The sequence below is a fragment of the Halocynthiibacter namhaensis genome (assembly GCF_000812685.1).
In the GTDB taxonomy this organism is placed as follows: Bacteria; Pseudomonadota; Alphaproteobacteria; order Rhodobacterales; family Rhodobacteraceae; genus Halocynthiibacter; species Halocynthiibacter namhaensis.
Genome location: NZ_JWIF01000067.1, coordinates 20,108 through 42,599, shown reverse-complemented (window position 1 = coordinate 42,599; position 22,492 = coordinate 20,108). Strand labels below are relative to the sequence as shown.

Here is a 22,492-nt window from a genome sequence, read left to right as displayed (position 1 = left end):
TATCATGTTACGAGTTAGGGTCAACGCTCATTAATCCCCCTAAATGTCACCTCCAAACAATTGCAAAGCAGGCGCTCACTCGGAACATATCAACTCTTCAATCTAGCGCTCTTCCAATTCAGGGAAATATGGCGACATATTTTCATCTACCACCCATTTGATTTGCCCCTTTTTAAGGACAAGCACTTGAAACTGATTGTCTTTACCCTTTTGATCTTCATCATCGAAGAAATGAAGCACTCCATAAGATCCCACCGCCACCTTCGCGATAAACTCAAATAAAGCAACTACATAGTTCCACCGGCTATCCTTGTGGTTAAAGTTCCCGTTTACAAGGAGATTGTACGCGCCATTTTGCACAACCTCAGTACAGATAAGATTGGAATCCGGAGCATTCCGGAGGTACCTCCCGATCTTGGATCGCGCTTCAGAAAACAATACCTCGCATTCCCCCTCTTCATCAAAAGATTCTCGAAGGACGACCCAGCCGTGCAACTCAATCATTTTGTACTCCTAGCCACTTGAAGCTCGCCTTCATCACCCAAAAAACCGCGCATGTTCCGTCAGAGCAAAGCGATCGGTCATGCCTGAAACGTAATCCGCCACCAGGCGGGCGAGCATGATTTTGTCTGCGGGGTCAGAGATTTCGCGTTGCCAGTTTTCGGGTAGGACTTGTGGATTTTCAAGGAAATATGGGAAAAGATCTTTCACCACTTGGGTCACTTTTTTGCGCATTTCGACCACGCTTGGGGCGCGATACATACGGGTGAACAGAAATTCACGCACAATCTTTAGGTCTTGGAAGACCGCGTCTGAAAACAGCACCATCCCCCTGCCCGCGTGGCGAATATCCTCGACGGATTGAGGGTGCAGCTCGGCAATATTAGCGCGGGCCACGTCAATCACGTCCCCCACCAAGATGCCAAAGAACCGCCGCAGAATTTCATGACGGCGACGCCCCTGATCAAGGTCGGGATATAACGCGTCAACTTCTGCAAAACAGGGCTTCAACAGTGGCAAATCGGCAATGTCATCCATCGTAAACAACCCCGCGCGCAGACCATCCTGCAAATCATGGTGGTTGTAAGCGATATCGTCGGCAACGGCTGCCGCCTGGGCTTCGGCGCTGGCCCAAGTGGGCAGCTCAAGATCATGCACATCGTTGTAGTCACTTAAAGCATAAGGCAAATCACCCACCACAGGTCCGTTGTGTTTGGCGATCCCTTCAAGGCATTCCCACGTCAGATTCAACCCATCCCATTTCGCATAATGACGTTCCAAAGACGTGACAATTCGCAAGGCTTGGGCGTTGTGATCAAAGCCACCATAAGGCGCCATCATCTCTTCCATTGCGTCTTCGCCCGTGTGCCCAAAGGGCGTGTGGCCAAGGTCATGGGCCAATGCAACGGCCTCTGTCAGTTCGGCGTTCAACCCCAAAGCGCCTGCAATTGTGCGGGCAACCTGGGCCACCTCAATCGAATGTGTCAGACGCGTGCGGTAATAATCGCCCTCATGTTCCACAAAAACTTGGGTTTTATGTTTGAGACGTCGAAAAGCCGACGCATGAATGATCCGATCGCGATCTCTTTGAAAACAAGACCGAAACGCACTTTCTTCTTCCGCAAACAGCCGCCCGCGGCTATTATTCGGGTGTGAGGCATAGGATTTCAACATATTTGCCTGATCTCGCTGTTGTCGCCAGTTATCCACACCCTTATATTGACTGTGAAACGAAATAAACCGCGAACTGAGGCCCCCATGTCCCTGACCCTGCCCCCAAGCGTGACAAAACGCGCCTTTGAACGTCTCTCTGAAATCAATGATGGCGTCGATATCCCGCAAGCCCTGCGCATTGCTGTTGAAGGCGGTGGGTGTTCCGGCTTTCAGTATGAGATCAAACTTGACGCTGTGACGGGTGATGACTTGGTGCTTGAGGGCGAAGGTCAAAAGGTGGTGATTGATTCAACCTCGCTGCCATTCTTGACCAGTGCGGTGATTGATTTCACCGATGAACTGATCGGTGCGCGATTTACAGTTGAAAACCCGAATGCCACCAGCGCCTGTGGATGCGGCACCAGTTTTTCTATGTAATCTTCCCTGCTATCTTTACGACTTAGCACAATCAAAAAGCCCCAGAGATCGCTCTCTGGGGCTTTTTCGTCGTGGTAACTCTTGGGCTTAATTGCGATCTGATGCGTCTTCAGAGGCCAATTGGCTTGCGAACCAAGCTGCGGCAACCGGGTTCACGCCGCCTTTGGAAGACGCCGTTACACCAACAACTGGGTTTGATTGGGTTTCGATGCCGGTGCCTGCCTCTGCTGCGAGATCTGCAAAGATTTCAACAGCTTCTGCAGTGACTGGTGTGTGGCTGTCCAAAACAACGGCTTCAATGCCAGTGTTGTCTTGTGCGAAATGTGCTTCGACGTCTTTGGCGCCAGCAAAAGCAGGAGCAGCAACAGTCAGGGCGAGGATGGATGCGATTACAGTTTTCATTTTCATATTCCTTACGGGTCTGGGTTCGTTTGTTTCGGTGGAAGTCTTGTTGCTTCCGATGAGTTTGATTTGGGGGTGGCCGTGGTCACGTTCAACACACAGAAGCGTGAGGATTGATCACACATCGTGCACGACCGCACACAGCCGTGTGATCGACTGAAATAGGCACATCCGCATGGCCTTGCATTACGCAGCGATCCGAGGGAAAACTGCCCAAACAACGGAGAGCGCCATGATCATCGCCACATATAATATCAACGGCATCAAAGCCCGATTGAACGCGCTAACCGATTGGCTGAACACCCGAAAACCAGATGTCGCGATCTTGCAAGAGATCAAATCTGTAGATGAGAACTTCCCACGTGAGCATTTCGAGGACATGGGATATCAGGTGGAAACACACGGGCAAAAAAGCTTTAATGGTGTGGCGATCCTATCAAAGCTGCCGTTGGAAGACATTCGTCGCGGATTGCCTGGTGACGACAGTGACGAACAGGCCCGCTGGATTGAGGCAACTGTTATGGGGGAAAAAGCGGTGCGGATCTGCGGGCTTTATCTGCCCAATGGCAACCCGGTTCCCGGCCCGAAATATGATTACAAACTTGCTTGGATGGAACGGATGGAAGCCCGTGCGCGCCAACTGTTGGACTTCGAAGAACCCTTCCTTATGGCCGGGGATTACAACATCATCCCTCAAGCGGAAGATGCCAAACACCCAGAGAACTGGGTTGAAGATGCCTTATATCGCCCCGAAAGCCGTGCCGCATGGCGTCGCCTGTTAAACCTTGGGTTCACCGATGCGTTGCGCATGCGCAATGCCGCGCCTGAAACCTATTCCTTCTGGGATTTCCAACGGGGCGCTTGGAACCGCAACGATGGTATTCGCATTGATCATTTTTTACTGTCGCCAGATTGCGCGGATCTTTTGCAGGATTGCCAGATCGATTCCGAAATTCGGGGCTATGAAAAGCCCAGCGACCACGTCCCGGTTTGGGTTAAATTGGACGCGTAACACGCGCCCAAGATTGCTGTGACGCTGCTGGATTACTGCGAAAACCCTGCCAAATAGGCCGCTATGTCTTCGCCGCCTTGAGCCAGTCGGACGCTCATGTTTACCCGGAGATCACTGTCACCGGTAAAATCACGCACGAAGGCGATAGGATCTTTGACGAACGCGGCGAGGTTGGCCTCGGTCCAGACCAATCCGTCCGCGCCCGCATGTTTCATTGCATCTGTATACATGCCTATCGGCAAACGCGGACCACCGTTCAGATAGTCATTCTCGGTGCCCGCCACTCGTCCAATCACGCCAAACAGGTTCGGGCCTGTAATTCCACCCTTCACCAGAACCGTACCGGCGTCATCAACAATAATGTGGCAGGCAATGCAGCGTCTAAACTGCTGTTCCCCTTTGATGGCATCCCCTTCGGCGAATACGCCTGTAGCGCCCACCGCCCCCAACACGCCCCACATCAGCGCTGTGGCAATTCTAATCGTCTTCATTTCACCCTCTTTTTAGATTCGTGCACATCCCCGCGCACAACTTCAAGGGGAACCATATTCACGTCATATATGGGTTGATCCAGATCAACGGTTGGTATGAAACAAAAAAGAGCCGGGACAAACCCGGCTCTTTCATATTCGCAATGGATCGGTTCACCGCAACGATGAGATCTAGTCGCGGTGCACACGCTCGCGGCGTTCGTGGCGTTCCTGCGCTTCCAAAGTCATGGTCGCAATCGGACGCGCGTTCAGGCGTTTCAGTGAGATAGGTTCACCTGTCTTATCGCAGTAGCCAAATTCACCCTCTTCGATCCGACGCAATGCGCTGTCGATCTTATTGACAACTTTGCGCTCACGATCACGCGTGCGTAATTCCAGCGCACGATCTGTTTCTTCCGAGGCCCGATCCGCAACATCTGGGATATTGCGTGTGTTGCCTTGTAGGGCCTCAATCGTATCTTTATTGCCTTCAAGAATATCATCTTTCCAAGCAATCAACTTACGACGAAAATATTCCAATTGGCGATCATTCATGAACGGCTCATCTTCAGCCGGATGATAATCGTCTGGCAAGAAAACTTCAGCTTTCATACCCGCTCCCGTTAATAATATTGCCAGGGACATAACTCGCCAGTGATCGAGGGTAAATTCCCCCCAGGTCCCGAGTCCGTCTTCCGGCTCTCTCTCTCTTGTGCTTGCATTACGCGATCTCAATAAGATTGTCTACTAACAGTTCACCGGGAGTTGTAGCGTCGCCCACATCTGCTATGGTCGTGGGAAAATCATGTGGTCGATTGAACGCAAATTGAGCAATATTTCGCAAAGAAAGACACGACAGAAATGAAATTTACTGGCACCAAATCTTATGTTGCAACCGACGATTTGACCGTTGCAGTCAACGCCGCCGTGGCGCTTGAGCGTCCCCTTTTGGTAAAGGGTGAACCTGGCACAGGCAAAACCGAACTTGCCAAACAAGTGGCGGACGCCTTGGATCTGCCAATGCTGGAATGGCACATAAAATCCACGACAAAAGCCCAGCAAGGCCTGTATGAATATGACGCTGTTTCGCGCCTGCGCGACAGCCAATTGGGCGATGCACGCGTTCATGATGTGAAGAACTACATTCGCAAAGGTAAATTGTGGCAAGCCTTTGGTGCAGAACGGAAATCCTTGTTGTTGATTGATGAAATTGACAAGGCAGATATCGAGTTTCCGAACGATCTTTTGCAAGAACTCGATAAAATGGAGTTCCACGTGTATGAGACCGGCGAAACCGTCAAAGCGGTCAATCGCCCGGTGGTTATCATCACGTCAAACAATGAAAAAGAGCTGCCCGACGCGTTTCTGCGTCGCTGCTTTTTCCACTATATTCGCTTCCCAGATATGGACACGATGCGCAAAATTGTTGAAGTGCATCACCCTGGGATCAAGGATGCTTTGCTGACCGCGGCCCTGACGCAATTCTATGAAATTCGTGATCAAGCTGGCTTAAAGAAAAAGCCATCTACATCCGAAGTTCTAGATTGGTTGAAACTTCTACTTGCAGAAGATCTTTCTGCGGCAGATTTAAAGGCGGATTCAAGTTCCGCTCTGCCCCGCCTGCACGGTGCTTTGCTTAAAAATGAACAAGACGTTCATCTGTTTGAGCGCCTCGCTTTCATGGCCCGCAATCAACGCTGAGAACACTCATGTCAAAAACGAACATCACCATCCGCCCGCTCACCCAAGATGACGAAGCCGAATGGCGGCGCATGTGGACGGGGTACCTTAACTATTATCAATCAGAGGTCACGCAAGAGATTTATGCGTCGACATTCGCGCGGCTTTTGGGGGACGATCCCCAAGATTTCAGCTGCCTGATCGCCGAACATGAAGGTAAGCCCGTTGGATTGACCCATTTCCTATATCATCGGCATGCATGGAAAGTTGAAAACGTCTGTTATTTACAAGATCTCTGGGCGGATTCTGACCAGCGTGGTTTGGGCATTGGACGCGCTTTGATCGAGGCTGTATACGCCCACGCAGATCAAGCGGGAAGCCCAACAGTTTATTGGCTAACCCAGCACTTCAATGAAGATGCAAGGAAGCTATATGACCGTATCGGTGTATTGTCGGATTTCCTCAAATATCAACGTCCGTAATTTCCACCATTTTGCCCGCTAATTTTTCGTCATGCTTGTTCCTGTCAATTCGTATCTTGGGTTCCTATATCAATAGACACATCCGCCGCAGCACTTGCCGCCGCCGCTCTCTGAATTCAACAGGACACACATGCCGCTTTCGACCTATCTTCGCATTACCAGAAGTATATCAGCGGCTTGTATGATCGCGGGGCTTGGTGCGGGATGTGTTTCCTCCACGATGCCCCCTGATCACATCCCGGCGACCGGGGGGGACCTGCCGGCAATGCGGCAGTTCACGTCACCACCACAACATGGTCCCACCCGATCCAATCGCAGCCTGGCCCAAGATTTTCTGGACCTCAGTTTTCAGCTAGAGAACGGGGCAGCCCTGCCCGTCATGACGCGTTTTGAAGGGCCGATCAGCCTGCGTGCGACGGGAAATCTGACCGCCACAGCACAGCATGACCTCAGCAGGCTTCTGGCCCGTATCCGACGCGAGTCCGGTATCACTTTGGCCCAGGTGCCCGCTACGCAACCCGCCAATATCACAATCGAATTCGTACGCCCGTCTGACATTCGCCGCATCCTGCCTTCAGCCGCATGTGTTGTCGTTCCCAATGTGAACAGTTGGCATGAATATCGAAGCCAACGGCGATCTGACATTCGTTCGTGGACGGATATGGTCATACGTGAAAACATTGCGATCTTCGTGCCGGATACCAGTGCCCCCCAAGATATTCGTGACTGCCTGCACGAAGAACTGGCCCAAGCGCTTGGCCCAGTGAACGACCTGTGGCGCCTGCAAGACAGTGTGTTCAACGATGATAATTTCCACGTGGTGCTTACCCGTTTTGATATGTTGATGCTGCGCATCACCTATGACCCTGCCCTGCGTTCGGGCATGACACGTACTGAGGTCGCAGCGCGCTTGCCTGCAATCCTTGAACGCATAAACCCTGAGGGCAGTTTCAACGCTGGGCGTCCGATCGCGACAGTTTCCCCCGCGGTCTGGCAAAACGCCATCGAAACGGTTCTATATTCAAACGCGTCCACTTCAAAGCGTCAGCATGCCGCCCAAAATGCAATTGCAATATCACAGAACAGTGGTTTGCCCCCCCAACTGTCAGCACTTAGCTATTATGTGCAAGGGCGCCTAAATGCCGGGCAAGATGCGCAGCTTTCAATCAATGCATTGTTGCAGGCGGGTAAGATTTACCAGCAGATTCCAGGCACCCAATTGCAGTCTGCCCATGTCTCACATCGCTTGGCATTCGCGGCATTAAAATCCGGAAACACATCAGATGCCATTCGCCTGATTGACGGCGCGCTTCCCATCATAGAAAAGGCACAGAACGCAATCGTCTTGTCGTCACTTTTGATGCTGAAAGCCCAAGCCTTTGAATATGAAGGACGCTTGACAGAGGCACAAAACACACGCCAAACAGCCATCGGCTGGGCGCGTTATGGCATTGGCGACATTGCAAAAATCAACAAGCGCTTAGGCCGGATTGCATCCTTGCCACCGCCCCGCGCAGAAGACGGAGAAATTTGATGTTTATCTTTGGTTTTGGGCTTATCGGAGCCTTCCTCGGCACGCGCCGCGCAACACGTCTGAACGGCGCACGTATTGACAAAATTTGGCTTGCGGGCATCTTTGGGGTTGTGGGCATGATCCTGGGCCTGCTGACCACCGTCTTCATCGAACGTATGGGATTGATGTAAACCATGTTTCTGCCCTTCTTTGACAAGCTGCGTGACGAAGGCGTTCCTGTTTCTCTGCGCGAATATCTTAGCTTTCTTGAGGGCATGAAGGCTGGCTTGACGATCTATGATCCTGAAGGGTTTTACTATCTGGCCCGAACCATCATGGTAAAAGATGAACGCCACCTTGACCGTTTTGACCGTGCGTTTTCCGCCAGTTTTTCGGGCATTGAAAACATCACCCTTGATCAAGTGATGGAGGCCGTGGACATCCCCGGTGACTGGCTTGAAAAACTAGCTGAAAAACACCTAAGCGCTGAAGAAAAGGCCGAAATCGAAGCTCTTGGTGGCTTTGATAAGCTGATGGAGACCCTGAAAGAACGCCTGAAAGAACAAGAAGGGCGTCATCAGGGCGGCAACAAATGGATCGGCACAGCGGGCACATCGCCCTTTGGTGCCTATGGCTACAACCCCGAAGGCGTACGCATTGGGCAGAACGAAAGCCGCCACCAACGCGCGGTGAAGGTCTGGGACAAGCGCGACTTTAAGAACCTTGATGACAGTGTCGAATTGGGCACCCGCAACATCAAAGTCGCGATGAAACGCCTGCGCAAATGGGCGCGCGATGGGGCTGCGGATGAACTGGATTTGGACGGTACAATCCGGGCGACCGCCGAAAATGGATACCTCGATGTGGTCACCCGCCCGGAACGTCGTAATGCTGCTAAAGTGTTGATGTTCTTTGATATTGGTGGATCGATGGATCCCTATATAAAAGTGGTGGAAGAGCTGTTCTCGGCGGCGCGCAATGAATTCAAACATCTCGAATATTTCTATTTCCACAACTGCCTTTATGAAGGGGTGTGGCGCGACAACGCACGCCGCTGGGGCGCACAAATGCCGACCCATGAAGTGTTGCGCACCTATGGCGCGGATTACAAATGCATCTTTGTGGGGGACGCCTCAATGTCGCCCTATGAGATCGCCTATCGTGGTGGTGCCAACGAACATTGGAACGAAGAACCCGGCCAAATCTGGCTTGAACGTGCGCGTGAGCAATGGAAATCCAACCTGTGGATCAATCCGATCCCGGAAAACCAATGGCGCTATACCCAATCCATTCGCATGATCCAGGAGATCTTTGAGGATCGTATGGTCCCTATGACCTTAAAGGGCATCGAAAGCGGCATGAAAGAACTGTCGCGTTGAGCGCTTGCACCTGACCCGAACCCACCCCATATTCAACGCATGATCCGTTTTACCCCAATTCTGCTTGCGCTGCTTTATGGCATCTTCATGTATCGTTTTTCTGTGCGGCGAACCCATCGCCAGTTGGATGAACAATCCACGCGATTAGATGATGCAGATCTGGAAACTTTGACGCGCAAGATGGCCCAGGCATTGGACCTACCCCGCATTCCTGTCTTTATCTATGAAATCGATCCGGTGAACGGGTTGGCGGCGCCGGATGGGCGCATTTTCATCACCCGTGGATTTTACAATAAGTTCAAACAAGGCGATGTCACTGCTAAAGAAATGTCCAGCGTGATCGCCCATGAATTGGGTCATGTCGCCCTTGGCCATTCCCGCCGTCGGATGATCGATTTCTCGGGGCAAAATGCGATGCGCACAGCCCTGGCTATGGTCTTTAACCGCTTCATCCCCTTCATCGGCCCATGGATCGCAAGCATGGTCATGTCGCTGCTTATGGCGCGTCTGTCCCGCAATGACGAATATGAAGCCGACGCTTGGGCCGCCGCCTTGTTGCACAAATCGGGCATTGGGGTCGCGCCGCAAAAGTCGCTGTTTTCAAAACTGGAAGCGCTGACCAATTCCAACGCTGGCACAGCGCCTGCGTGGCTTCTCAGTCATCCCAAAACCACGGAACGTATCGCGGCACTTGAGGCTTTGGAAAACCGCTGGTCGCGCGTGGATCAAAGCTGATCGATGTAGGCCGACACAGCTTTGCCAAACCGGGGCATACGGGCTTTTTTGTATAGTTTACGGATGTCCCAAGGCTGACCCGACAGCTCTTCGGCCTTCGCGTGAATACGCATGGCAATCGCGTGCATGAGCTCAGGGTTTGCATGAAACAGGCTGACAACGAACCCGTCAGGGTCTTGTCTGCTCAGGCCTTCCTCCGCCAAAATACGTTGGGGAAAATCCTTTGCATTCATAGTGATAATCAAGTCGCATGAGGATTCAGCAGCAGCAGCCAAAACATGAATGTCGTTCTTATCCGGCAACCAATACCGCGCCATGCGGCCCTGATCCACAAAGGCTTCGCACCCAGGCCATGCCGCGCGCAACAGGGCAATTTCGCCCCGCGCAATAGGTTCACTGGCAGGCGCAACACGGGCCGCAGCCCGCGCCCATTCTTCCAAGATGCGGGCAGACCACCGGGGTTGATACATTCCCTGATCTGCCGCCCCGATCAACACTTCGCGCATCACCGTTGGGTAAAGCACGCAGGCGTCAAGCATGGCACGCATCAGCCGTCCAAACGCCAGAACATCGCCTTGAGATAACCGCTTTCGGCCAATGATGGATGCTGCGGATGATCAGGTCCAGCGGACCCCGTGTGCAACAATTGCGCCTGACGCCCAGCCTTGCCAACACCACGATCACAAGCTTCGCGAAAACGTGTTGCATCCGCGGAATGCGAACAAGAACACAAGCCCATATATCCGCCAGGTGCGACCAATTGCGCCGCCAAACGTGCGACACGTTCATACGCTCGGAGACCCTTTTCAAGCGCTGGCTTAGACGGTGCAAAAGCAGGCGGATCACAGATCACAACGTCAAACTTGACGCCATCTGCGACCATTTCTTCCATAACATCAAAGGCATCACCCTTACGTGTTACAAGACGATCAGAGGCGTTCATTGCCGCAGCACCCTTTTCAGCCAGCTCAAGCGCCGGAGCGGACCCATCAATGCAGGTCGCAGATTTCGCGCCCGCAGCAAGGGCCGCAAGACCAAACCCGCCAACATGCGAAAACACGTCCAAAACAGTCGCGTCTTTTGACACACGCGCGCCAAAGGCATGGTTATCGCGTTGGTCAAAGAACAAACCGGTTTTCTGACCACCCAAAAGGTCCGCCATATAAGTCGCGCTGTTCATTTCCACAGGGATCAACCCCGTGACTTCGCCCAAGACGACGCCAGAAACGTCATCCAGACCTTCCGTTGCACGGGCGCGTCCAGCGGCATTTTTCACGATATTCTTAACACCATCGATCGCCGCCAAAGCGTCTTTCAACATGTCAAAATGCATTTCGGCCCAGGCCGCGTTGGGTTGCACAACAATCGTGTCGCCAAAACGGTCGGCAACAACGCCAGGAAAGCCATCGGCCTCGGCGTGGATCAGGCGGTAAAATGGCGCGTCATAGATGTTTTCGCGCAGAGCCAAAGCACGCTGCACACGAGTCACAAACCACGCGGCATCAATGCGGGTTTCAGCATTGCGATCCAACATGCGGGCGGCAATTTTGGAACCCGTGTTAACAGCAACCGTGCCCAGAGGTGTGCGTTCTGCATCCTCAAGCGTGGCGATTGTTCCAGGGGCCAGATTTTTACTGCGGCGGTCAAGCACAAGTTCATTGGCCCAGACCCAAGGCGCACCAAAGCGAATGCGGCGCGTGTCCATTTTGGGTTTCATGCGAATAACCGGGCGATCAGCGGGGTCCGTAACGGAGAAAGAAGAAGATGTCATATCCCCCTCTTAGTGCGTTTCGTCAGCGCCCGAAAGCCCTGGAATTGCCTTATGTCTCGTAATCTGGCCGTGGACGCCCCCGCGCGCCCCCACGACGCCGACCTTTATTTTGTGCGCCCATCACCGCGTCACGTAAAACAGAGCTCATCGGGTGATCCGGGCTGGGCGTTGCGAAATGCGCATGTAGATCCGCAAGGGCTTGGGTTTCATCGACGTCATCCTTGCCGCTGATTGCCCAATCCAAGAAAACAGATCGGCATTCCTCAAGCGTGATTCCATCCATGGAATACACGTCTGTAAACAAGCCCTTAGGGTCGATTTTCGTCAAATCAGGCACGAGATCAGCCATCATCATTTCCTTACCGTTTTACGGCACTTGAATGCCCAGAATTCGGTCAAAAATCGCAGCCACTTGCTTTTTATGCGTTTCCACCTGCGACTTCAGGGCGTCAATACCGACACTTTCACATGATGACAGCAGGAATTTACGCCCGCCTTCGCCGATTTCATCCTCATTCAACGCCCCGGCGGTCAGCAAACGTTCCGCCATACGCAGGTTCCAGATCAAATTCCGTGCTTGGCGCAGGTCATCCACCTCCCCCATATGCAGAAGATCACCGGCATCTGCGATCTGTGCATCCGTGCCCCGGGCGTTGGAATGGCTGCCAAGGGTCAAAAGCTGCGCCAAAAGTTCAATATCTTGCAATCCCCCCGCACCGCGCTTTAAGTTCCACCCCGCACGTGGCGGATAGGCATCGGCAAGCCGCGCCCGCATGTCCGCCACATCCTGAAGCACCTGTGTCCCCATGCCGTGGCCGTCGATTAGATCCTTGCGGAACGTTTCAATCCGCACGCCTAAATCCCCATTGCCCGCAATCACCCGCGCCCGCGTCAAAGCCATATGTTCCCAAGTCCAGGCTTCCTCGCGTTGATAGGCCTCAAAGGCATCAATCGACGTGGCCACTGGGCCAGACCGCCCGGATGGACGCAGCCGCATATCGACTTCGTACAAGCGGCCCTCAGCCATGGGCGCGGTCAGGGCTGTGATAAAGGATTGGGTCAGGCGCGCATAATAAGGGCGCGTGGCGAGGGCACGTTTTCCTGCCGCATTGCCCGCGCTGTCATCAATGCCTTTAGCGTCATAGATCACCAGTAAATCAAGGTCTGATCTGGCGTTAAGCCCCTGTGCGCCAAGGGATCCCATCGCAATAACAGATGCCCCGCCACCCTGTTCTGTTCCAGGTGGCACCCCATGTTTGCGCGAGAATTCCGCAACCACCAGCGGCCACAAAGCCCGCACCAAAGCTTCTGCCAAATCCGCATATTCGCGCCCAGCTTCGGTCGCGGTGATGAGGCCCCGCAAATGATGCACCCCAATGCGAAAATGCCATTCCTGCATCAGGCGGCGTGCCAGATCCAGCTGACCTTCGTAATCCGTGACAGCGGAAAGTGCCTCAGAAATTTCTGCATAAAGCGCATCAATGCCAGGCCAAGTGCCAAAGAACGTCCCACCGATCACCGCATCCAGGACCTTGGCATTCTGTGACAAATATTGCGCCAAAGCCGGGGCCGTGGCGCAGATATCAACCAGCAAATCAATCAACTGTGGATTGGCATCAAACAGGGAAAACAACTGAACCCCAGCGGGCAACCCGGCCAGGAAACGGTCAAATTGCGTCAAGGCTTCGGTTGGGTCGGCAGCATTTTGCATCCGCGACAGGATTTCCGGGCGCACACGGGCAAATATTTCCTGCGCACGCGAGGTCCGCAAGGCAGGATACCCAGGCCAGCGCGACAGAATTTCCGCCTCGTTTTCCGACAGATCAGGGCCATCGCAGGCTTTGCTTCCATCGGGGGCGAAAAACCCTTCGGCCACTTTATGCACGTCAAGCAACTCGGCGGTCAGACGCGCCTTAAACGCCTCAACATCGCTTTCGCCCATGAAACAGGCCAGACGCGCAAACCCTTCGTCAGAGTTCGGCAGACTATGGGTTTGGGCGTCGTTGATCATCTGCAAACGGTGTTCAATCTCGCGGTGACTGCGATACCTCGCGATGAACAGATCCGATGCCTCTTGCGGCACCCAGCCCTTTTGCGTCAGCGCCCGCAGCCCCGCCACAGTTTCGCGCGACCGCAAATCCGGGTCCCGCCCGCCGGCAATGATCTGTCGGGTCTGGGTGAAAAATTCGATTTCCCGAATGCCACCACGCCCCAGTTTCATATTATGCCCAGGCAGCGAAAACGCCCCGCCCAAACCTTTGTGATCGCGAATACGCAAACGCATGTCATGGGCATCCTGGATCGCAGCAAAGTCCAGATGTTTGCGCCAGATAAAAGGCGTCAGGCGCTTCAGATAACGCGCGCCCGCTGCCAAATCCCCCGCGCAAGGATGCGCTTTGATATGGGCGGCGCGTTCCCATGTGCGGCCCTCGCCCTCGTAATACCGCTCTGCCGCTTCCATCGACAAACAAACCGGCGTCACCGACGGATCAGGGCGCAGACGCAAATCCGTGCGAAAGACGTATCCCTCATGGGTTAAATCATTCAACGTCGCCGCCATTTTACGCGTCGCGCGGATCAAAGACGCCCGCGCATCATGGTAATCATCTGGCGCGTATTGATCTTCGTCAAACACACAAATCAAGTCGATGTCCGATGAATAATTCAGCTCGCCCGCGCCCATTTTCCCCATGGAAAGCGCGACCATGCCACATCCGGTTTCCAGATCCGCATCCGTCATACCAGGCAGCTTTTTGCGGCGTATTTCATGCGCCAAAGCCGCTTTCATCGCCAAATCAGTTGCGAGATAGGAGAATTCCGTCAACGCGCCGGTCACCTGTTCAAGCGCATAGACCCCGCCCAAATCTGCAAGCCCCGCCAATAAGGCCACCCGGCGCTTGCCTCGGCGCAATTCATCGGCGATTTGGTCATATGGGACCTGACGCAGGCGCGCGTATTCTTCTTGCAAAACCGCATCAGGATCACGGGTCAACGCATCAGACAACCAAGCCTGTTCGCGCCCCATCAACCCCAAAAGATAGGGAGAACACCCGCCGGTACCCTCGATCAAGGGTCGCAACTCGGGTGCGAGGTCCGGAAATAAGACGCAGGCGTCCTCCCCTCGGGCAACATCAAAGGGAATCGGATGGCGGGTCAGCTGAGACGTAAAATTCATGCTTAAAAATGCGCGTGCAATGCCCCGATGGTCAAGCGGACTTGTCATCGCGACCGCAATCGGTTTCTCTGCCGCAACAAGGGAGATCATTTCATGAGCAAAAGCCTAAAACGCGTGCGTGCCGCCTTAGAAGCCGCAGGCTGCAACGTCGAAATCAAAGAAATGCAGGATGGCACACGAACAGCGGTCGAGGCCGCAGCTGCGGCGGGATGCGACATAGATCAAATCGCAAAATCTATCATTTTTGCCGGTGCGCAAACCGGCGGGTTGTTTCTATTCGTCACCGCAGGCGGCAATCAGGTAGACCCGACCAAAGCCGCTAAACTCGCCGGTGAGGATTTGATACGTGCCGACGCAGGGGAAGTACGACGTATGACAGGCTTTGCCATCGGCGGGGTGTCCCCCGTTGGCCACCTCACCGCCCCCAGGACTTTCTTTGACTCACGATTGATGGACTTTGACATCGTATGGGCCGCTGCAGGCACCCCGCGTCATATTTTTGCGATCCCTCCAATGGATCTTTGCGGTTTCCTAAATGTTCAAACATCTGAATTCACGTCATAATTTGAATAATGTAAAAAGTATTTACATTAACTCTTGATATTTCAGGCAAGGACGCCAATCTTGGGTATGTAAACATGATTTACATTATTCAAACGACGGAGACCCAAAATGCATACCGCAACCGCCCATCACGCAGACACCTCAGGCAACTGGTTCTCTCGTGCGACGCACTGGCTTGATGAACGTGGCAAAGGCGCCTGGATCGCAGCGATGGTCCTTGGTTTTATCTTTGTTTGGCCTGTTGGCCTCGCCCTTCTTGCATATATGATTTGGAGTAAACGCTTGTTTTCACGTTCTTGCACCCATTCCGCCCACGCCCCGCGCCACCACGGTTTCTCAAGCTCGGGCAACAGCGCGTTTGACAACTATAAAGCGGATACGATCTCACGGCTTGAAGACGAACAACGCGCCTTTGAAGACTTCATGATCCGTCTGCGTGAAGCACGCGATAAGACAGAGTTCGACGACTTTCTCGACGACCGTTCAAAACGTGCAAAGGAAACCGCGCGGCGTGAAGCTGACTTGGCAAAAGACGACCCCATCGACGCATAATACGTCTCCCTATTTGACGGAATATACCTCGATATAGATCGACAACAAACCTGCAGTTTCCCCTGCGGGTTTTTCTTTTTGTGGGGCGATGCATTCACCAATTAACCATTTTTTCATACCTTCCCCCAATTTTGGTGCATTAACCTTACTCCTGAAAGGGCTTGGCCTTAGGCCACCCAGTTGTTATTCTAGGCAAAGTCGGGGCCCAATGTGATCTAGGGCACTCGTTCTGTGAAAAGAAACGTCAACCACGTTGTGATCATGCCGATTTGGTCTGATCGCAAGTCATTTCACCCCTTGGGGAGATACCGAATATATGCGCCATTCGTTACCTATTGCGCCCCAATTCTATGTGACCGCCCCGCAGCCCTGCCCCTATTTAGAAGGGCGGGTTGAACGGAAGTTATTCACCGCACTTCAAGGTGAGAATGCAACGCAATTGAACGATGCACTGTCCCACCAAGGGTTTCGCCGTTCCCAAAATGTGCTGTACCGACCATCTTGTGCTGATTGCAATGCTTGCATGTCTGCTCGTATTCGCGTGGCTGACTTTGCCCCATCACGCAGCCAAAAACGTGTCATGAAACGCAATTCGGATCTGACCCGTCGCGCGACCGCACCTTGGGCAACCGAAGAACAGTTTGATCTGTTCCGTCTGTATCTAGAAACACGTCACGCCGATGGCGGCATGGCGGATATGGATATCTTTGAATTCGCCGCAATGATCGAAGAAACCCCGATCCGCTCGCGCGTCATCGAATACACCATGACAGACCCCGAAGGCACCGAACAGCTGTTGAAAGCCGTCTGCCTGACCGATGTTCTTGAGGATGGCGTTTCAATGGTCTATTCTTTCTTCGACCCCGAGCGTGAGAAACTTAGCCCAGGAACATGGCTAATCCTTGATCACATCGAAATCGCCCGAAATGCGGGATTGCCCTATGTTTACTTGGGGTATTGGGTGCCCGGCAGCCCCAAGATGGATTACAAATCCAAGTTCTCGGCGCTTGAGGTCTTTCAAAATGGGGCCTGGACACCTGTGGATGCCTCAGACGCCACAAACACCAAACAGCATCACCCACTAGCAACAGATCCCATATCGGAACAGGTCGCCCAACTGACCCTGCCCGACGCCATGACACCCCCGATCTCATAGTTGAACGGCAGCTAAAACGCCCCCCCAAAGTCATACATGGTCACAAGGTGCGAATGCGGAACACATACCCAAATCGCTGTGGATATATGTTCCGGTCTCCACATAGCGCAGAGGTCTGGTTCACCGCCAGACTTGGTAACTTCCACAAACGCCGCGCCCCCCACATACGGAAAGATCCAGCCCATGACGCATGATGACCAGTTCCACACACCCCCTGATCATTGGTCCACTCTAGTACCCGAAATGCTCGTGACGGATCTGCCGCGCTCGCGGTCTTTCTATTGTGACCTAATCGGGTTTACCGAAAAATTCGGACGCCCCGAGGATGGATTTCTTTATCTCGAGATGGGGCACGCGCAGATTATGCTCGAGGCAATATCCGACGACAGAAAACAGGCATGGATAACCGGCCCGCTACAAGCGCCATTCGGGCGGGGGCTAAATCTTCAAATCGAGATACCTGATGTTCAGTCAATTTACGCACGCGTGCTTGCAGCGGGAATTACGCCATATCGCCAGATTCGCGCATCTTGGTATCGCGAGGGTGCACACGAAAACGGTCAAAATGAATTTCTCGTTCAGGATCCCGACGGCTATTTGCTACGCTTTGTGCAACACCTTGGGGCACGTCCCGTCGCAGACCGCTAAACACTCGCGCCACCCTACAGGCAGAGGTTTCCCGCGTCCCCCGCACATCCCAAAACGAGCCAATTTTCCTAATAGGCGATCCCAACCGCCCTCAGAACTTAGCATTAAAAAAGCCGCCCCAAAGGGCGGCTTTTGATTTCGAAATGCGGGTTTAGATCAATGCCCGATCAGGTTCGGCACGATTGTCACAACCGATGGGAACATCCACAAAAGCCACAGCCCAAGCACCTGGATCAACACAAACGGAATGATGCCGCGATAGATGTGACCGGTGGTAACTTCTTTTGGAGCAACACCGCGCAAATAGAACAGCGCAAAGCCGAAGGGTGGCGTCAAGAAGCTGGTCTGCAAGTTCACCGCAATCATGATGGTGACCCATTTCGGATCCATCGTGCCGCCGTAAATCACAGGCCCGACAATTGGGATAACGATGTAAATGATCTCAAGGAAATCCAGCACAAAGCCCAGTACAAACAACACCAGCATCACGATCAGGAAGACGGTGAATTCATCGTCAAAGCTTTTCAGGAATTGCTGGATGTAATGTTCACCCCCGAAAGAGATCACCACAAGGTTCAGCAACTGTGAGCCAATCAAGATGGTGAACACCATGCTTGTGACTTTCGCAGTTTCCCGCACCACAGGCGATAGAACCGCGCCGCGCCACAGAACCCAGCAGGCCCAAAGCAGGCCGAACATCACCGTGATCCACGCCGCCATTGCAACGATATAAGCGATGAAATCTTCTGTCGGCACAACCGCGCGGCCCATGCGGAGGTCAAAGTTCACACCCACAAGGATCATGATCACAATCGCAAAGGCTGTGACCAAAACGCCGCGTCCAGTGCCACCAGTGTCTTGCAGCTTACGGAAGGCCGCGAGCATGATCGCCCCGCCTGCCCCAAGTGCCGCCGCAGGGGTTGGGTTGGTGATGCCGCCAAGGATCGACCCCAGAACCGCGATGATCAGAACCAGCGGTGGGAAGACCACCCGGATCAGATCATTGCGCCCCAGCATGATCGCCCCTTCGCGCGCGCCATAAATCGCCAAGATGCCAGGAACGACCAACCAAAGGAAGGTCGCGCCAGAAGTCGTCACAGGTGTAATAAACACCGCATCGACCAAAAGCATGCCCAACAGGCCAATCGCGCCGATAATCAGAGGTTTGCGATCGCCGTGCAATTCAACACCGCGGGCAAAGGCCAGAACCAAACCGAACAACACAACAAAGGCCAGGATGCCCGTGCCAATTGGCGCGGCGTCTGCGATTTTTTGCAGACGCGAGGCTTCGATTTCATCCGCAGTCAGCGCCACAGATTCCTGTGTGCCACCCGCGGCTGCAATATCGGCTTGTTCCGAAACCGCGATGTCCCAGGCCTCTTGGCCATGCAGCGTGATCATCGACGCCTGACATTGCTCTGGCACATTTGTGCGCAAAGATGCGCTTGCACCAACGTCAGAATAGCTATCAACAACAATCGCTTGCGTGCCTGCAAAATTCGCCATGTTGGCCGCAACCACGAAACCGATGATGCCCACAGGCACCGCCAAGAACCATGTCAGGGAATGCGCGCGCGTTGAAGCACCACCACCGGATCCAGCAATATGCACCGCAGGCGCATGATGCGGGCGCAACAACGCATACCCAAAGGCATAAAGCGCATAAAGCATCGCCAAAAGGATACCCGGAAGCAGTGCTGCCTGGAACAATGTGCCCACGGAAATCACCGCCGCCTCGCCCAGATATGTCAGCGCGTCAGAACAGCCAGCTTCTTGGGCACGGGCCTCTTGTGCGGCGGAATAAAGGTCGCCCGCAAGCGTGCCCAGCAACACAATCACGATGGATGGCGGAATGATCTGCCCCAAAGTGCCCGACGCCGCGATGACGCCGGTTGCCAGTTCAGGTGAATAGTTATTGCGCAACATGGTTGGCAGGGACAGAAGGCCCATGGTCACAACGGTTGCGCCCACAATGCCCGTTGAAGCGGCCAAGAAAGCCCCCACAACAACCACAGCCACAGCCAAACCACCTGGCAACGGGCCAAAGACCTTCGCCATTGTTGTCAGCAAGTCATTTGCGATCTTGGAACGTTCCAGCGTGATGCCCATCAACACAAACATCAGAACCGCCAGAAGGGTTTCAATGGATTGCCCCGCGAGAACACGTTCGTTCATCCGGTTGACAATAAAGGAAATATTGCGGTCCAGCGCCGTTTCCCAACCACGCGTGAACACAGGTTCCGCGATGGTGGGCAAGTCAGGATACCTGAACAGACTGATCGTGTCCGGGTGGAGCCCCGAGTTCGTCAGCTGTTTATAGGCCTCAGAACTTGTGTCCACCGCCGCATGTATCAGCAGGCCGGACGTGTCCAAACCCGCGATAATTGAAAAGGAAATAACCCCAGCGCCGCCAATTGCGAAAGCCACCGGAAAGCCGGAAAGGATCCCGGCAAACAGGCTGAGGAATACGATAATCAGGCCGACTTCTACGCCATCTAGTCCAAAAAACATCTATCTCATCCGCCCTTAATGCGTGCCTTCGTAGGCTTCTTCACCCTCTCCGAGGGTGTCTTTATCGAGGTACTTGCCCTCGCTTGCTTCGCCTTCTTTACGTTCCAAATAGGACCGCCAGAAGAACGACCAGCCGTGAATGAACACAAGGCCCGCGAATGTCACCAGAAGGATCTTGAACATGAAATAGCCGTTGAACCCTGAGGGGCTGAACCCGATGGTTTCAATGTTCCAGCGAATGGCGCGTGCTTTGGTGATCAGACGATCCAAGCTGTCGGAAGCCGATGGTTTCGGCACAACAAGGTGACGCCACATGAAATACCAGCCATACATCCAGGTCAGCACGGCCGAAGGCAGCATGAAGACCATCGCGCCGAACATATCGATCGCGCGTTTGGTACGGTAAGACACGCCGGAATAGACCAGATCAACGCGCACATGGCTGCCTTGAACAAAGGTATATGTCGCACAAAGCGTGACGATCAGGGCGTTTTCGAACTTCAACATCTCAGCCCACCAGCTGACGTCTTTGTTCATGCCTTCGCCAAAGAAATAAGGGATTGTGGATGCCGTAAAGATCCGCTGCATGAAGACAATCATGATCTGCTGCAGCACCATAATCAGACCCGCCCAGGCCGCGATCCGACCAAGGCCATTTGCAAAACCTTCCGTGATGCGCACCAGACGCCACATGAATTCATTGCGCGCGATGCCAATCACCGTCAGCACGATGAACCCCGTGAAAATTACGAAGAAAAACTCAACCGAGCCGCCATAATAGATAAAGCGCATCAGCGATTGCTTCACCTCAAGCTCAGGCATTTTATCGTTGATATAGGGCAGCCAAGACAGCCAGCTCCCCGGATGTGTAAGTGCATAGCCTAAATTGTAAAAAGCCATGGCGAGGTTCGTCGCGAACCAGGTAATGCCATCAAGCATACCTTCCCCCTGCAGTCAGTGCCCAGGCCCCCGCCCGCGCGTCTTTTGTTGCCCGGTTGATCCAGGTCGAACATTGGAAAACTCCGGGCCTGTCACCAGGCCCGGAGCAAATAAGCAGCCGTTTAAGGCTTAGCCCATGATACGGTCACGCTGCGCGCGATATGTACCTTCAGATTTTGTCAACCAGCCGGAAGATGCCGCCATGGATGTCTCAACAGATGCGCGCACTTTTGCGAACAGCTCGTCATCCATGTATTGGTCAAGAACTTCACCCGTTGCAGTCGCCATTGAATCCCAAACCGCGTCAGGGAATTCCAGCGTTTTAACGCCGCCAGCTTGCAAACGAACCAAAGCTTCACCGTTGTTCGCAAGGAACTGAGCAAGGTTCCATTGGTTTGCTTCTGCAGATGCAACTTCGATCATTTTCTGATGTGCTGGGGACAGCTCGTCAAAGACGTCGCGGTTGGTTGCAAGGGACAGACCTGCGCCTGGCTCGTGGAAACCAGCGGTGTAGTATGTTTTGGTGATTTCTTGGAAACCAGCTTTTTCATCAGCCCATGGGCCGATCCATTCGGTGCCGTCAATCGCGCCGGATGCCAGTGCTTGGTACACTTCAGAACCTGGAAGGTTTTGAACAGATGCGCCCAATTTGGACAGCGCTTGGCCGCCAAGACCAGGCATACGGAATTTCAGGCCTTGGAAATCTTCTGCAGAGTTGATTTCTTTGTTGAACCAACCACCCGCTTGCGCGCCAGTGTTACCAGCCAAGAAGGATTTCAGGCCAAAGATTTCGCCCAGCTCGTCATGCAGTTCCATGCCGCCAGCGTGGTAGTACCAGTTGGACAGTTCTTGTGCAGTCATGCCGAATGGCACAGCGGTGAAGTAAGCATATGCAGGGTGCTGACCAACGAAGTAATAATCAGCCGCGTGATACATGTCCGCTTGACCAGAGGTCACAGCATCAAACACTTCCAACGCGCCAACAAGTTCACCAGCCGCTTTGATTTCAACAGTCAAGCTGCCGTCAGACATTGCATTGATGGAATTCGCAGCGTGCTCAGCGGCGTCAAAAACGCCCGCAAGACCACGGCCCCAAGCCGTTACCATAGTCAATGTGCGGTTGCCGGTCGCGTAAGCTGGTGCAGCAAGCGTAGAAGCAGCAGCAGCAGTGCCACCAAGTGCAGATGTTCTTAGAAATGAACGACGATCCATTAAGGTCTCTCCCGTTAGATTGCGCCCACGCCATCAAGTGGCCGGGTCATTAAGGTGCCGTGACCCTACGACGTGTTCGGGTTTCGGAAAAGCCTCAATTTTAGGCGAAACGCCGCGTTCCTTTGCATCCACAACGAATTTATTGTGTTTTGGTAAGAAAATATAACCAAACAGACGACACTATAAAATTGCGTAAAGCC

At 53.5% G+C, this 22,492-nt stretch carries 24 protein-coding genes; 12 read left to right on the top strand and 12 right to left on the bottom strand.

The annotated features are described in order from the left end of the window. Positions 1-102: 102 nt before the first annotated feature. Both RJ38_RS18270 and RJ38_RS14910 read right to left on the bottom strand, forming a co-directional pair. Positions 103-504 (bottom strand): Imm7 family immunity protein, encoded by a 402-nt coding sequence (locus RJ38_RS18270; protein WP_052245452.1) that lies wholly within the window; start codon positions 502-504, stop codon positions 103-105. Between the two features lie 33 nt (positions 505-537). Further along, positions 538-1,674 (bottom strand): deoxyguanosinetriphosphate triphosphohydrolase, encoded by a 1,137-nt coding sequence (locus RJ38_RS14910; RefSeq protein ID WP_039019677.1) that lies wholly within the window; start codon positions 1,672-1,674, stop codon positions 538-540. 90 nt (positions 1,675-1,764) lie between these two features. On the opposite strand from RJ38_RS14910, the gene RJ38_RS14905 reads away from it, so the two are divergent. Beyond that, positions 1,765-2,091, top strand: a complete 327-nt coding sequence (locus tag RJ38_RS14905) for a HesB/IscA family protein (protein ID WP_039019745.1) — start codon at positions 1,765-1,767, stop codon at positions 2,089-2,091. Positions 2,092-2,178: 87 nt separating this feature from the next. On the opposite strand, the gene RJ38_RS14900 is transcribed toward RJ38_RS14905, so the two are convergent. Further along, positions 2,179-2,493, bottom strand: a complete 315-nt coding sequence (locus RJ38_RS14900; RefSeq protein WP_039019676.1) for a hypothetical protein — start codon at positions 2,491-2,493, stop codon at positions 2,179-2,181. Positions 2,494-2,725: 232 nt separating this feature from the next. Between RJ38_RS14900 and xth the strand changes: the two genes are divergently transcribed. Further along, positions 2,726-3,505 carry an exodeoxyribonuclease III gene (gene xth, locus RJ38_RS14895; RefSeq protein WP_039019675.1) on the top strand — a complete coding sequence of 260 codons (780 nt, stop codon included), beginning with the start codon at positions 2,726-2,728 and terminating at the stop codon, positions 3,503-3,505. Between the two features lie 32 nt (positions 3,506-3,537). On the opposite strand, the gene RJ38_RS14890 is transcribed toward xth, so the two are convergent. Then, the gene (locus tag RJ38_RS14890) at positions 3,538-3,996 is read right to left on the bottom strand and encodes a c-type cytochrome (protein WP_039019674.1); all 459 of its coding nucleotides are present in this window, start codon (positions 3,994-3,996) and stop codon (positions 3,538-3,540) included. A 171-nt stretch (positions 3,997-4,167) separates the two neighbouring features. After that, positions 4,168-4,587 carry an RNA polymerase-binding protein DksA gene (gene dksA, locus RJ38_RS14885; RefSeq protein WP_052245451.1) on the bottom strand — a complete coding sequence of 140 codons (420 nt, stop codon included), beginning with the start codon at positions 4,585-4,587 and terminating at the stop codon, positions 4,168-4,170. Between the two features lie 249 nt (positions 4,588-4,836). Here dksA and RJ38_RS14880 point away from each other — a divergent pair, with 249 nt between their 5' ends. The 6 genes from RJ38_RS14880 (at position 4,837) to RJ38_RS14860 (ending at position 9,764) form a co-directional block, all read left to right on the top strand. Next, positions 4,837-5,676, top strand: a complete 840-nt coding sequence (locus RJ38_RS14880; protein WP_039019672.1) for an AAA family ATPase — start codon at positions 4,837-4,839, stop codon at positions 5,674-5,676. Between the two features lie 8 nt (positions 5,677-5,684). After that, positions 5,685-6,137 (top strand): GNAT family N-acetyltransferase, encoded by a 453-nt coding sequence (locus RJ38_RS14875; RefSeq protein ID WP_039019671.1) that lies wholly within the window; start codon positions 5,685-5,687, stop codon positions 6,135-6,137. Between the two features lie 130 nt (positions 6,138-6,267). Next, positions 6,268-7,671 (top strand): DUF2927 domain-containing protein, encoded by a 1,404-nt coding sequence (locus tag RJ38_RS14870; RefSeq protein ID WP_082005776.1) that lies wholly within the window; start codon positions 6,268-6,270, stop codon positions 7,669-7,671. Next, entirely contained in the window at positions 7,671-7,841 is a 171-nt protein-coding gene (locus RJ38_RS18950) for a hypothetical protein (RefSeq protein WP_156121888.1), read from the top strand. The genes RJ38_RS14870 and RJ38_RS18950 overlap by 1 nt, the downstream gene beginning before the upstream one ends. Positions 7,842-7,844: 3 nt before the next feature. Further along, positions 7,845-9,029 carry a vWA domain-containing protein gene (locus RJ38_RS14865; protein ID WP_039019670.1) on the top strand — a complete coding sequence of 395 codons (1,185 nt, stop codon included), beginning with the start codon at positions 7,845-7,847 and terminating at the stop codon, positions 9,027-9,029. Positions 9,030-9,068: 39 nt separating this feature from the next. Continuing rightward, the gene (locus tag RJ38_RS14860; RefSeq protein ID WP_039019669.1) at positions 9,069-9,764 is read left to right on the top strand and encodes a M48 family metallopeptidase; all 696 of its coding nucleotides are present in this window, start codon (positions 9,069-9,071) and stop codon (positions 9,762-9,764) included. Here RJ38_RS14860 and RJ38_RS14855 read toward each other — a convergent pair. From RJ38_RS14855 to RJ38_RS14840, 4 genes are read right to left on the bottom strand one after another with little or no spacing between them, the layout of a single operon-like run. Further along, positions 9,755-10,312 carry an RSP_2648 family PIN domain-containing protein gene (locus RJ38_RS14855; RefSeq protein ID WP_039019668.1) on the bottom strand — a complete coding sequence of 186 codons (558 nt, stop codon included), beginning with the start codon at positions 10,310-10,312 and terminating at the stop codon, positions 9,755-9,757. The genes RJ38_RS14860 and RJ38_RS14855 overlap by 10 nt on opposite strands. After that, on the bottom strand, positions 10,312-11,535 hold the full coding sequence (locus RJ38_RS14850) for an RSP_2647 family RNA methyltransferase (RefSeq protein ID WP_039019667.1): 1,224 nt from the start codon (positions 11,533-11,535) through the stop codon (positions 10,312-10,314). The genes RJ38_RS14855 and RJ38_RS14850 overlap by 1 nt, the downstream gene beginning before the upstream one ends. A 49-nt stretch (positions 11,536-11,584) precedes the next feature. Further along, entirely contained in the window at positions 11,585-11,884 is a 300-nt protein-coding gene (locus RJ38_RS14845; RefSeq protein ID WP_052245449.1) for a hypothetical protein, read from the bottom strand. Positions 11,885-11,902: 18 nt separating this feature from the next. Next, the gene (locus RJ38_RS14840; protein WP_039019743.1) at positions 11,903-14,710 is read right to left on the bottom strand and encodes a [protein-PII] uridylyltransferase family protein; all 2,808 of its coding nucleotides are present in this window, start codon (positions 14,708-14,710) and stop codon (positions 11,903-11,905) included. Positions 14,711-14,803: 93 nt separating this feature from the next. On the opposite strand from RJ38_RS14840, the gene RJ38_RS14835 reads away from it, so the two are divergent. The 4 genes from RJ38_RS14835 to RJ38_RS14820 all read left to right on the top strand — a co-directional run bounded on the left by RJ38_RS14835 (position 14,804) and on the right by RJ38_RS14820 (position 17,630). Beyond that, the gene (locus RJ38_RS14835) at positions 14,804-15,274 is read left to right on the top strand and encodes a YbaK/EbsC family protein (RefSeq protein ID WP_039019665.1); all 471 of its coding nucleotides are present in this window, start codon (positions 14,804-14,806) and stop codon (positions 15,272-15,274) included. A 108-nt stretch (positions 15,275-15,382) separates the two neighbouring features. Then, positions 15,383-15,826 carry a DUF2852 domain-containing protein gene (locus RJ38_RS14830; RefSeq protein WP_039019664.1) on the top strand — a complete coding sequence of 148 codons (444 nt, stop codon included), beginning with the start codon at positions 15,383-15,385 and terminating at the stop codon, positions 15,824-15,826. 316 nt (positions 15,827-16,142) lie between these two features. Further along, positions 16,143-16,982 (top strand): arginyltransferase, encoded by an 840-nt coding sequence (locus RJ38_RS14825; RefSeq protein WP_039019663.1) that lies wholly within the window; start codon positions 16,143-16,145, stop codon positions 16,980-16,982. 183 nt (positions 16,983-17,165) lie between these two features. After that, positions 17,166-17,630 carry a bleomycin resistance protein gene (locus RJ38_RS14820; RefSeq protein ID WP_052245448.1) on the top strand — a complete coding sequence of 155 codons (465 nt, stop codon included), beginning with the start codon at positions 17,166-17,168 and terminating at the stop codon, positions 17,628-17,630. Positions 17,631-17,786: 156 nt separating this feature from the next. Here RJ38_RS14820 and RJ38_RS14815 read toward each other — a convergent pair whose 3' ends face one another. From RJ38_RS14815 to RJ38_RS14805, 3 genes are all read right to left on the bottom strand, one after another. After that, a complete protein-coding gene (locus RJ38_RS14815) occupies positions 17,787-20,141 on the bottom strand; it encodes a TRAP transporter large permease (RefSeq protein ID WP_039019662.1) in 2,355 nt (784 codons plus the stop codon). 15 nt (positions 20,142-20,156) lie between these two features. Then, positions 20,157-21,080 (bottom strand): TRAP transporter small permease subunit, encoded by a 924-nt coding sequence (locus RJ38_RS14810; RefSeq protein ID WP_052245447.1) that lies wholly within the window; start codon positions 21,078-21,080, stop codon positions 20,157-20,159. Between the two features lie 129 nt (positions 21,081-21,209). After that, a complete protein-coding gene (locus RJ38_RS14805; protein ID WP_039019660.1) occupies positions 21,210-22,292 on the bottom strand; it encodes a TRAP transporter substrate-binding protein in 1,083 nt (360 codons plus the stop codon). Positions 22,293-22,492: the final 200 nt, after the last annotated feature.

Excerpts from the sequence above, each read along its gene's own strand:
- RJ38_RS14835 (WP_039019665.1), top strand. The coding sequence starts at position 14,804 with ATGAGCAAAAGCCTAAAACGCGTGCGTGCCGCCTTAGAAGCCGCAGGC.
- RJ38_RS18270 (WP_052245452.1), bottom strand. The coding sequence starts at position 504 with ATGATTGAGTTGCACGGCTGGGTCGTCCTTCGAGAATCTTTTGATGAA.
- RJ38_RS14805 (WP_039019660.1), bottom strand. The coding sequence starts at position 22,292 with ATGGATCGTCGTTCATTTCTAAGAACATCTGCACTTGGTGGCACTGCT.
- RJ38_RS18950 (WP_156121888.1), top strand. The coding sequence starts at position 7,671 with ATGTTTATCTTTGGTTTTGGGCTTATCGGAGCCTTCCTCGGCACGCGC.
- RJ38_RS14910 (WP_039019677.1), bottom strand. The coding sequence starts at position 1,674 with ATGTTGAAATCCTATGCCTCACACCCGAATAATAGCCGCGGGCGGCTG.
- dksA (WP_052245451.1), bottom strand. The coding sequence starts at position 4,587 with ATGAAAGCTGAAGTTTTCTTGCCAGACGATTATCATCCGGCTGAAGAT.
- RJ38_RS14880 (WP_039019672.1), top strand. The coding sequence starts at position 4,837 with ATGAAATTTACTGGCACCAAATCTTATGTTGCAACCGACGATTTGACC.
- RJ38_RS14870 (WP_082005776.1), top strand. The coding sequence starts at position 6,268 with ATGCCGCTTTCGACCTATCTTCGCATTACCAGAAGTATATCAGCGGCT.
- RJ38_RS14825 (WP_039019663.1), top strand. The coding sequence starts at position 16,143 with ATGCGCCATTCGTTACCTATTGCGCCCCAATTCTATGTGACCGCCCCG.
- RJ38_RS14830 (WP_039019664.1), top strand. The coding sequence starts at position 15,383 with ATGCATACCGCAACCGCCCATCACGCAGACACCTCAGGCAACTGGTTC.
- RJ38_RS14865 (WP_039019670.1), top strand. The coding sequence starts at position 7,845 with ATGTTTCTGCCCTTCTTTGACAAGCTGCGTGACGAAGGCGTTCCTGTT.
- xth (WP_039019675.1), top strand. The coding sequence starts at position 2,726 with ATGATCATCGCCACATATAATATCAACGGCATCAAAGCCCGATTGAAC.
- RJ38_RS14890 (WP_039019674.1), bottom strand. The coding sequence starts at position 3,996 with ATGAAGACGATTAGAATTGCCACAGCGCTGATGTGGGGCGTGTTGGGG.
- RJ38_RS14845 (WP_052245449.1), bottom strand. The coding sequence starts at position 11,884 with ATGGCTGATCTCGTGCCTGATTTGACGAAAATCGACCCTAAGGGCTTG.
- RJ38_RS14815 (WP_039019662.1), bottom strand. The coding sequence starts at position 20,141 with ATGTTTTTTGGACTAGATGGCGTAGAAGTCGGCCTGATTATCGTATTC.
- RJ38_RS14810 (WP_052245447.1), bottom strand. The coding sequence starts at position 21,080 with ATGCTTGATGGCATTACCTGGTTCGCGACGAACCTCGCCATGGCTTTT.
- RJ38_RS14860 (WP_039019669.1), top strand. The coding sequence starts at position 9,069 with ATGATCCGTTTTACCCCAATTCTGCTTGCGCTGCTTTATGGCATCTTC.
- RJ38_RS14855 (WP_039019668.1), bottom strand. The coding sequence starts at position 10,312 with ATGCGTGCCATGCTTGACGCCTGCGTGCTTTACCCAACGGTGATGCGC.
- RJ38_RS14820 (WP_052245448.1), top strand. The coding sequence starts at position 17,166 with ATGACGCATGATGACCAGTTCCACACACCCCCTGATCATTGGTCCACT.
- RJ38_RS14900 (WP_039019676.1), bottom strand. The coding sequence starts at position 2,493 with ATGAAAACTGTAATCGCATCCATCCTCGCCCTGACTGTTGCTGCTCCT.
- RJ38_RS14840 (WP_039019743.1), bottom strand. The coding sequence starts at position 14,710 with ATGAATTTTACGTCTCAGCTGACCCGCCATCCGATTCCCTTTGATGTT.
- RJ38_RS14875 (WP_039019671.1), top strand. The coding sequence starts at position 5,685 with ATGTCAAAAACGAACATCACCATCCGCCCGCTCACCCAAGATGACGAA.
- RJ38_RS14850 (WP_039019667.1), bottom strand. The coding sequence starts at position 11,535 with ATGACATCTTCTTCTTTCTCCGTTACGGACCCCGCTGATCGCCCGGTT.